At 62.6% G+C, this 9,151-nt stretch carries 8 protein-coding genes and 3 tRNA genes (1 of these 11 running past the window's edge); 9 read left to right on the forward strand and 2 right to left on the reverse strand.

Annotation, left to right across the window (positions count from 1 at the left end):
- Window positions 1-41 precede the first annotated feature (41 nt).
- The 4 genes from HWY05_RS23840 (at window position 42) to HWY05_RS23855 (ending at window position 4,622) form a co-directional block, all read left to right on the forward strand.
- The gene (locus HWY05_RS23840) at window positions 42-1,079 is read left to right on the forward strand and encodes an ABC transporter permease subunit (protein ID WP_035546260.1); all 1,038 of its coding nucleotides are present in this window, start codon (window positions 42-44) and stop codon (window positions 1,077-1,079) included.
- Window positions 1,079-2,185, forward strand: coding sequence for an ABC transporter permease (locus tag HWY05_RS23845; RefSeq protein ID WP_176059841.1), 1,107 nt, complete (start codon window positions 1,079-1,081; stop codon window positions 2,183-2,185). Before HWY05_RS23840 ends, HWY05_RS23845 begins: the two co-directional genes overlap by 1 nt.
- The gene (locus tag HWY05_RS23850) at window positions 2,182-3,819 is read left to right on the forward strand and encodes a dipeptide ABC transporter ATP-binding protein (protein ID WP_176059842.1); all 1,638 of its coding nucleotides are present in this window, start codon (window positions 2,182-2,184) and stop codon (window positions 3,817-3,819) included. The genes HWY05_RS23845 and HWY05_RS23850 overlap by 4 nt, the downstream gene beginning before the upstream one ends.
- A gap of 137 nt (window positions 3,820-3,956) precedes the next feature.
- Window positions 3,957-4,622, forward strand: coding sequence for a C40 family peptidase (locus tag HWY05_RS23855; RefSeq protein ID WP_035546255.1), 666 nt, complete (start codon window positions 3,957-3,959; stop codon window positions 4,620-4,622).
- 144 nt (window positions 4,623-4,766) lie between these two features.
- Here the strand turns inward: HWY05_RS23855 and HWY05_RS23860 are convergent, their stop codons facing one another.
- Window positions 4,767-5,726: a patatin-like phospholipase family protein gene (locus HWY05_RS23860; protein WP_176059843.1), complete on the reverse strand. Its 960-nt coding sequence runs from the start codon at window positions 5,724-5,726 to the stop codon at window positions 4,767-4,769.
- A 398-nt stretch (window positions 5,727-6,124) separates the two neighbouring features.
- Here HWY05_RS23860 and gltX point away from each other — a divergent pair, with 398 nt between their 5' ends.
- The 5 genes from gltX (at window position 6,125) to HWY05_RS23885 (ending at window position 8,796) form a co-directional block, all read left to right on the forward strand.
- Window positions 6,125-7,534, forward strand: coding sequence for a glutamate--tRNA ligase (gene gltX, locus HWY05_RS23865; protein WP_035546254.1), 1,410 nt, complete (start codon window positions 6,125-6,127; stop codon window positions 7,532-7,534).
- 122 nt (window positions 7,535-7,656) lie between these two features.
- Window positions 7,657-7,732: transfer RNA gene (locus HWY05_RS23870), tRNA-Ala, on the forward strand.
- Window positions 7,733-7,897: 165 nt separating this feature from the next.
- Window positions 7,898-7,973: transfer RNA gene (locus HWY05_RS23875), tRNA-Glu, on the forward strand.
- A 100-nt stretch (window positions 7,974-8,073) separates the two neighbouring features.
- Window positions 8,074-8,150: transfer RNA gene (locus HWY05_RS23880), tRNA-Asp, on the forward strand.
- A gap of 181 nt (window positions 8,151-8,331) precedes the next feature.
- On the forward strand, window positions 8,332-8,796 hold the full coding sequence (locus tag HWY05_RS23885; RefSeq protein ID WP_176059844.1) for a GNAT family N-acetyltransferase: 465 nt from the start codon (window positions 8,332-8,334) through the stop codon (window positions 8,794-8,796).
- A gap of 115 nt (window positions 8,797-8,911) precedes the next feature.
- On the opposite strand, the gene HWY05_RS23890 is transcribed toward HWY05_RS23885, so the two are convergent.
- Window positions 8,912-9,151, reverse strand: partial view of a helix-turn-helix transcriptional regulator gene (locus tag HWY05_RS23890; RefSeq protein ID WP_176059845.1) — the 3' portion only. The gene runs 612 nt beyond the window's last position; only the last 240 of its 852 coding nucleotides appear in the window; its start codon lies beyond the right edge, outside the window — the gene reads right to left on this strand; it ends in the stop codon at window positions 8,912-8,914.

The raw sequence follows: 9,151 nt of genomic DNA on the forward strand, positions 1-9,151 counted from the left end.
ACGCGTGATCCACTCACCGTATTCGCACCGGACACACCGCCATGTGGAGCTACATCCTCAAACGCCTGCTGCTGATGATTCCGACCTTGCTCGGCGTGCTGACGCTGACCTTCGTCGTGATCCAGTTCGTCCCCGGCGGTCCGGTCGAGCAGATGCAGCACGAGCTGCGCAAGGGCGCGGAAAACGGCGCGCCGTTCGGGCTGCGCGCGCATACCGGCGTCGACGCGCAGCAGATCGCGCAGCTCAAGGCGCTGTACGGCTTCGACAAACCGCCGCTCGAACGCTATGGCCTGATGCTCAAACGCTTCTCGACCTTCGACCTCGGCCAGAGCTATTTCCGCCATCAAAGCGTGTGGTCGCTGATCGTGTCGAAGCTGCCGGTGTCGATCAGCATCGGCTTGTGGACCTTCTTCCTGACGTACCTGATATCGGTGCCGCTGGGTATCGCGAAGGCGGTGCGCAACGGCTCGCGGTTCGATATCGCGACGAGTCTGGTGGTGCTGATCGGCTACGCGATTCCCGGCTTCGTGCTGGGCGTGCTGCTGCTCGTGCTGTTCGGCGGCGGCACCTTCCTGCAACTGTTTCCGCTGCGCAACCTCACGTCGGACAACTGGGCGCAGCTGAGCATGGGCGGCAAGATCGTCGACTATCTGTGGCACATCACGCTGCCGATCACGGCTTCGGTGGTGGGCAGCTTCGCGGTCGTCACCATGCTGACCAAGAACGCCTTCCTCGACGAGATCCGCAAGCAATACGTGCTGACCGCGCGTGCCAAAGGGCTGTCCGAACGACGCGTGCTGTGGAAGCACGTGTTTCGTAACGCGTTGCTGCCGCTGATTGTCGGTTTTCCGTCGGCGTTTATCGGCGCGTTCTTCACCGGCAGTCTGCTGATCGAGACGCTTTTTTCACTCGACGGTCTTGGCCTGCTGTCGTACGAATCGGTGGTGCGCCGCGACTATCCGGTCGTGCTCGGCACGCTGTATCTGTTCACGCTGATCGGTCTCGCGACCAAGCTGATTTCCGACCTTTGCTATGTGTGGGTCGATCCCCGCATCCAATTCGAACAACTGGAGCGTTGATGAATCGAGCCCGCCTTTCCACCGATGCGGCGGCGCGCACCGAACCGGCTCGCGCGTTCGTCTCGCCTTCGCCCGCGCGCCGAGTCTGGCAGCGGTTTCGCCGGCAGCGCCTGGGCTACTGGAGCCTGATCGTGTTCGTCGTCGCGTTCGCGGCGAGCCTCGCCGGCCCGCTGTGGTCGAACGATAAACCGCTGGTGGTGCGCTACGACGGCCAACTGTATTTTCCGATGGTCAAGACCTACGCCGAGACCACCTTCGGCGGCGACTTTCCGACGCCCGCGGATTATCTCGATCCGTACGTCATGCGTCGTCTCGACGCGCCGAGCAACTTCGCGGTGTATCCGCCGAACCGCTATTACTACGACACGCTGAATTACTTCTCGAAGGCGCCGAACCCGGCGCCGCCGTCGCGCGATAACTGGCTCGGCACCGACGACCGCGGCCGCGATGTGTTCGCGCGGCTGCTGTACGGCTTTCGCGTGTCGGTGGAGTTCGGCCTGGTGCTGACGCTGATCGGCACGGTGGTGGGCATCGCGGCGGGCGCCGTGCAAGGGTTCTTCGGCGGGCGTATCGATATCGTCGGCCAGCGGCTGATCGAAATCTGGAGCGCGATGCCTGAGCTTTATCTGCTGATCATCTTCTCGTCGATTTTCGAGCCGGGTTTCCTCCTGCTGATCGTGCTGCTGTCGCTGTTCGGCTGGATCGGTTTGTCCGATTACGTGCGCGCGGAATTTCTGCGCAATCGCCAGCAGGACTACGTGCGGGCGGGGCGGGCGATGGGGTTGTCGAGCTGGCAGATCATGTGGCGGCACGTGTTGCCCAACAGCCTGACGCCGGTGATCACGTTCCTGCCGTTTCGCATGAGCGGCGCGATTCTCGCGCTGACCAGCCTCGATTTTCTCGGCCTCGGCGTGCCGTCACCGACGCCGAGCCTCGGTGAACTGCTCGCCCAAGGCAAGGCGAATCTCGACGCGTGGTGGATCTCGCTGTCCACCTTCGGCGTGCTGGTCGCGATGCTGTTGCTGCTGACCTTCATGGGCGACGCGCTGCGCAATGCGCTCGACACCCGGATCGCCGATGCGATGCGCGCCGGAGGCAATCAATGAGCGCCACGCCAGCCACACAGAACGGCGCGCAGGCCGCCACGCCGCCGCTGCTGGAACTCGAGCATCTGCATGTCACGTTCGGCGACACCGTCGCGGTGAACGATGTCACGCTCGCGATCGCGCGCGGCGAACGGGTCGCGCTGGTTGGCGAATCGGGTTCGGGCAAGAGCGTGACCGCGCTGTCGATCCTGCGTCTGCTGAACGACGCGCAGGTGAGCGGCGCGATCCGTTTCGACGGCGAGGATCTGCTCGCGAAAAGCGAACGCGAGATGCGCGGCTTGCGCGGCTCGGACATCGCGATGATCTTTCAGGAGCCGATGACGGCGCTCAATCCGCTCTACACGGTCGGCGACCAGATTGCGGAAACCATCGTCGTGCATGACGGTGTCACGGCCAACGAGGCCCGCAAGCGCGCCGTCGCGCTGCTGGGCCGTACCGGCATCGCGGAGCCGGGCAAGCGGGTGAACAGCTATCCGCATCAACTGTCGGGCGGGCAACGGCAGCGCGCGATGATCGCGATGGCGCTGGCGTGCCGCCCGCGGCTGTTGCTCGCCGACGAACCGACCACCGCGCTCGACGTGACGATCCGCGCGCAGATCGTCGAACTGCTGCTGGAGTTGCAGCGCGACGAGGCAGAAAAACGCGGCATGGCCGTGCTGCTGATCACACACGATCTGAACCTGGTGCGTCATTTCGCGCAACGCATCGCGGTGATGGAGCAGGGCGTGCTGGTGGAGTGCGGACCGGTCGAGCAGGTGTTCGCGTCGCCGCAGCATCCCTACACGCAGCGGCTGCTCGCGAGCCGACCCGAGCGCACGGTAGTGCCGGTGCTGCCGATCTCGCCGGTGCTGCTCGAAGCGCGCGACGTCTCGGTCGATTTCAAAGCGAAGCTGCCGGGTTTCAGCGGCTGGTTCCGCACGGGACGTTTTCGCGCGGTCGCACAGGCCAGCGTGTCGGTGCGCCAGGGCGAGACCTTGGGGATCGTCGGCGAATCCGGCTCGGGCAAATCGACGCTGGCGATGGCGCTGCTCGGCCTGCAACGCACCGCGCACGGCGAGATCGAATTCCAGGGCAGGGCGCTCGGCAGTTATCGCGGCGCGGAACAGACCACGTTGCGCTCGAACATGCAGGTGGTGTTTCAGGACCCGTTCAGTTCGCTGTCGCCGCGCCAGACGATCGAGCGGATCGTCGGCGAAGGGCTCGCGCTGCACCGCCCGACCATGACGCCGGAAGCGCGGCGCGACAAGGTGGTCGCCGTGCTGCGCGAAGTCGGCCTCGACCGCACGGTGCTGTACCGCTATCCGCATGAGTTCTCGGGCGGCCAGCGGCAACGGATCGCGATCGCGCGGGCGCTGGTGCTCGAACCGCGCATTCTGATCCTCGACGAACCGACCAGCGCGCTCGACGTGTCGATCCAGCAGCAGGTGCTGAAACTACTCGCCGGGTTGCAACAGAAGTACAACCTCGGCTTCGTTTTCATCAGTCATGATCTGGCCGTGATCGGGGCCATGGCGCACCGTGTCGCGGTGATGCAAAACGGTTCGATCGTCGAAAGCGGGGACGTTGAGCAGATTTTTGCGACGCCGTCGCACCCGTACACTCGAAAGCTGCTGAAAGCAGCGCTTGATCATTGATTTTTCACCCTTTCACCAATTGGGTGCGTGTGTCGATTGTATTTTTCTATTTGTTTTGACACGTGAATACTTACTGGCTAGTATCGACCAAACTTTTTTCCGTAGACCACTGATTTTTAGGCAAAAACTACCGACCAATGCAGCACAGAAACCTTACCCAGGCTTGCACGCGCGTCGTCGCCGGGATGTTCATTGGCGTCATGATGGCAGCAGCTCCCGGCGCGTTCGCCGACGAAGTCAGCAGTTTTAATCCGAATGCCTCACTTTCGACCCCCAGCGGGTCGAATTCTTTGTCCTCCCCGAGTTCCCAGGCCAGCACGCCGGATAGCGACGGCGGCGCCAAATCGTTCCTGTCCGGCATGGCCGGCAAAGCGGGCGACGTGGTGGTGGGCGCACTGAACATGATCGGTGTGCGCTACCGCTGGGGCGGCAATACGCCGGATTCGGGGCTCGATTGCAGCGGCTTCGTCCGCTATGTGTTTCAGGACACGCTCGGTATGGCGCTGCCGCGCCGTGCGGAAGAAATGAGCCGCGTCGGCGAGAAGGTCCGCGTCAGCGACCTCAAGCCGGGCGATCTGGTGTTCTTCAATACGATGCGCCGTTCTTTCTCGCACGTCGGCATCTATATCGGCGACAACAAGTTCGTGCATTCGCCTTCCACGGGCAGCACGATCCGCGTCGACGACATGGATAGCGGCTACTGGGAAAAGCGCTACACCGGTGCACGCCGGATCGAAACGTCCTACCAGGACGGCGAGGATCTACGTAAGCGTGTGAATGCGGCGATTGGCGGAAACAACTGATTTTGCTTTGAATTGATTTGGTGGTTGGGGTCTCGTAAAAAAGCCTGCTTCGAATGAAGCAGGCTTTTTGCGTTTGGGCGGCGGGTTTGGGGCGGCGTTTGGGCGACCACCTGGACGGCAAGGCGCCGCCCAACCCGCGCCGTGTTACCCGATCGCCTGCCCGACAGGCCGGGCCGCGGCCAGCTTGCGTTGCAACTCCGGCATCATTTTCGCCACCGCTTCCTCGCCCGCCAGAATCGCCGCGTTGCGCTGCGAGAAATCGCTGCCGCTCATGGCGGCCAGATTCGGCCGGATCACGATGTCGGCGTACTTGTCGAGTTCGTAAGCCTTGATCGACTGGCCCATGATCGTGAAGGTCTGCATCAGCACGTCGAACGAGCTGGAGGTCTGGCCGCTTTCCGGGCGCTGCGAGATGTCCACGGCGATCACGAAATCCGCGCCCATCTTGCGCGCGAACGACGCCGGCACCGGGCTCACCAGACCGCCGTCCACATACTCATGGCCGCCGATTTTGACCGGCTCGAAGATCGACGGCACGCTGCACGACGCCCGCACCGCGATGCCCGTATTGCCCCGCTGGAACAGGATCGGCTGGCCGCTGTTGAGGTCGGTGGCGACCACGCCGAGCGGCTTGACCATCTTCTCGATCGGGCGGTTGTTCAGCGTGGTGTTCAGATAGTTCTGCAGCGCGATGCCTTGCAGGAAACCGCGCGTGCGAAACGGCATGGCCCAGTCGCTGATCGACGCTTCGTCCATGGTCAGCGCCAGCTTGTTGAGCGCGAAGCCGTTCATGCCCGAAGCGTACAGCGCGCCGACCACCGAACCGGCGCTCGTGCCCGCGACCAGATCGACCTTGATGTTGCGCGCCTCGAGCGCCTTGATCACGCCGATGTGCGCGAAGCCGCGCGCGGCGCCGCCGCCCAGCGCGAGCGCGACGCGCACAGGACGCTGCGGCTTGTCGAGCGGCGGCGTGGAGGGGGTCGGCGTAGCGGTGATCGGCGAGCCCTCGAGCTTGCTGCCGGTCGTGGTGCAGGCGGCCAGCACGGCGGAAGCGGCGGCCAGTGAGAAATTGCGGCGGGCGAGGCGGGGCGGGGTGGATTTCAACGGGTTCTCCAGCAACGGCACGGGCGACGCAAACAGCGTGGCCCCGGTCCGCGATCAGGCGGGTAGAGTCAGACGGATAGGGTCGCCGGCGGCGATTCCATGCGCTGTGGTTCGATCACGAGTCGCAGCGCGCGCACATCATAAATCAAAGCGTGGGGCGCGCGGCGGCGCGGTAATGAAACGTTGCAGAGGGCCGCTTCGGGTGGCGCGCGTCGTCGCGCCGTTGGCCATTCGGACGAGGGCAGGCAACGCGAGGAGCAAAGGTATAATTCCGCTCTCGTATTTATTTCCTTCGTGTCCATGCGCGGCGTCTGTTCGCCGCATGGGCGCGGTCCGCTGCCGCGCTTCACGGGTTTGGCCCGTCAAGGCGCCGGCGCCTGTCTTCCGAGTAACCGCTAATGACCACCTCCGTTCGTACCCGTTTCGCACCGAGTCCCACCGGCTTCATCCACCTCGGCAACATTCGCTCCGCGCTCTATCCGTGGGCGTTCGCGCGCAAGATGAAAGGGACCTTCGTGCTGCGGATCGAGGACACCGACGTCGAGCGTTCCAGCACCGAGGCGGTCGACGCCATTCTCGACGGCATGCAGTGGCTTGGCCTCGACGTCGACGAAGGTCCGTTCTACCAGATGCAGAACATGGACCGTTATCGCGAAGTGCTGCAGCAGATGAGCGAAGCCGGCCTCGTCTACCCGTGCTACATGTCCACGGAAGAACTCGACGCATTGCGCGAGCGTCAGCGTGAAGCGGGCGAAAAGCCGCGCTACGACGGCACGTGGCGCCCGGAGCCGGGCAAGGTGCTGCCGGAGCCGCCGGCCGGCGTGCAACCGGTGCTGCGCTTCCGCAATCCGCTGACCGGCGTGGTCGCGTGGGACGACGCCGTGAAGGGGCATATCGAGATCTCGAATGAAGAGCTCGACGACCTGGTCGTCGCGCGTCCGGACGGCACGCCGATGTACAACTTCTGCGTGGTGGTCGACGATCTGGACATGCGTATCACGCACGTGATTCGCGGCGACGATCACGTCAACAACACGCCGCGGCAGATCAACATTCTGCGCGCGCTCGGCGCCGAACCGCCGGTGTACGCGCACTTGCCGACCGTGCTGAACGAGCAGGGCGAGAAGATGAGCAAGCGCCACGGCGCGATGAGCGTCATGGCCTATCGCGACGCCGGGTTCCTGCCGGAAGCCGTGGTCAACTATCTGGCGCGTCTGGGCTGGTCGCATGGCGACGCGGAAATTTTCTCGCGCGAGCAGTTCGTCGAATGGTTCGATCTGGAGCACCTGGGCAAGTCCCCGGCGCAGTACGACCACGACAAGCTGAGCTGGCTGAACGCGCACTACATCAAGGAAGCGGACAACGCGCGTCTCGCGGAGCTGGTCAAGCCGTTCTTCGCCGAACTGGGTATCGACGAAGCCGCGCTGGCGCAGGGCGCGGATCTGACGTCGGTGGTGGGCTTGCTGAAAGACCGTGCGTCGACGTTGAAGGAAATTGCCGAGAACGCCTCGATGTTCTATCGCACCCCGGCGCCTGAGGCCGAAGCCTTGGCTCAACACGTCACCGACGTGGTGCGTCCGGCACTGGCCGATCTGGCGGCCGGGCTGAAGACCGCGGAGTGGACCAGGGAGGCGATCGCCGCCACGCTGAAGGCCACGCTCGGCGCGCACAAGCTGAAGATGCCGCAACTGGCCATGCCGGTGCGTCTGCTGGTGGCAGGCACCACCCATACGCCGTCGATCGACAGTGTGTTGATGCTGTTCGGTCGCGATGTCGTCGTGGGCCGTATCGAAAAAGCGCTGGGATAAGCGCGTTCGCGCGGACCTTGAGAGGGTTTGCATGCGACTTCTGAAAAAAGTCGCATGCAATTGCTCAAAGGGTCTTTACAAAGCGCAAATTGGCCTCTAGAATCTCGTTTCTGTTCTGCAAGGGGGGTATAGCTCAGCTGGGAGAGCGCTTGCATGGCATGCAAGAGGTCAGCGGTTCGATCCCGCTTACCTCCACCATCAGAGCAGAGTGAAGTTGTTCCCAAGTCTGGAACTTGTAGCAAAAAAAACTTCACAAACAGTTGTTATGTAGTTAGAATAGCGGTCTTCGCAGTTGACGAAACGAAATAACTGAGAAGTTAGCGTAAGTTAGCAGCGAGTTAAAGACAGATCTGAAAAGATTATGTCCCCTTCGTCTAGAGGCCTAGGACATCACCCTTTCACGGTGAGTACAGGGGTTCGAATCCCCTAGGGGACGCCAAACATCAGCGTCGCTTTAGTGTTCGAAGTAATTCGAGTAGCAGTAAGGCAGCGCAGCTTGCGAGAAAAAACCAACGCTCGCAAGCCAAGATGGGCAAACTGGAGTGGTAGTTCAGTTGGTTAGAATACCGGCCTGTCACGCCGGGGGTCGCGGGTTCGAGTCCCGTCCGCTCCGCCAGATTTGAGAAAGCCCACTTCGAAAGAAGTGGGCTTTTTTTATTCTCGCGCGGATCCCTCGTCATTGTTGCGCGCATTTATTTCCACGATCCACGCCGCCTGGGTATGCTCGGGACAAACAGCCATTGCCAGCACGCGCAGCCTGTTTTACCGTTGACCCGACTCATCTTTGCCGCCCCACCATGTTCGATCCATCCGAAGCTCCGTCACCGTTTCATCTGCGCAATGCCAGCATGGACGATTTCGAATTCGCCGAGGCGCTGACTCGCGCCAATATGGGCGGTTACTACCGGCGGCATCATCTGGTGTGGCGGGGCGATCTGTTCCTCGGCAGTTGGCGCGAGTCGGAGAATTTCATTCTCGAGAAGGACGGCCATCCGATCGGCGTGTTGCGCATCACGCAGGAAGGCGATTCGCTGCATATCCGCGACGTGCAGATTGCGGAAGGGCATCGGCGGCTGGGAGCGGGCACGTATCTGCTGGATATCTCTCATCAATGGGCGCGCGAACGCGGCTTGCACGAGTTGCAATTGCGAGTGTTCGTCGATAATCCGGCCGCGCGGCTTTATCAGCGCAAGGGTTATAAGCTGAGCGGGCCGCGTCTGGCGCAACTCGGCGCGATTCGTCATCTGGCGCGGCGGGTTTGAAGGCGTAGGGCTGCTGCTGAGCATTTTTTTCTTCGTATCGCATCGCACCACGTAGCACCGCTCTACGTCGTGTTGCCTCGCACCACGTTGCACAGCGCGATCTCACATTCCGCTTTTAATCCGTCTCTCTATCTTCGTGATCGCCCGTTTCGGCGCGATGCTCCGATCCCCGTTCGATAAACGCGCGCGGACTTTCACCGAAGGCGCGTCGGAACATGGCTGAAAACGCGCTCTGGCTCTGATAGCCCAATTCCAGCGCGACGTGAGAAAGCGGCCGGCCCTGACTCAGCAGCGGAATCGCGCGTGCGAGAATCGCCTGCTGACGCCATTGCGAAAAACTCACGCCCAGTTCCTG

Origin of the sequence: Paraburkholderia sp. BCC1876 (genome assembly GCF_902833695.1) — a bacterium.
Lineage (GTDB): Bacteria > Pseudomonadota > Gammaproteobacteria > Burkholderiales > Burkholderiaceae > Paraburkholderia.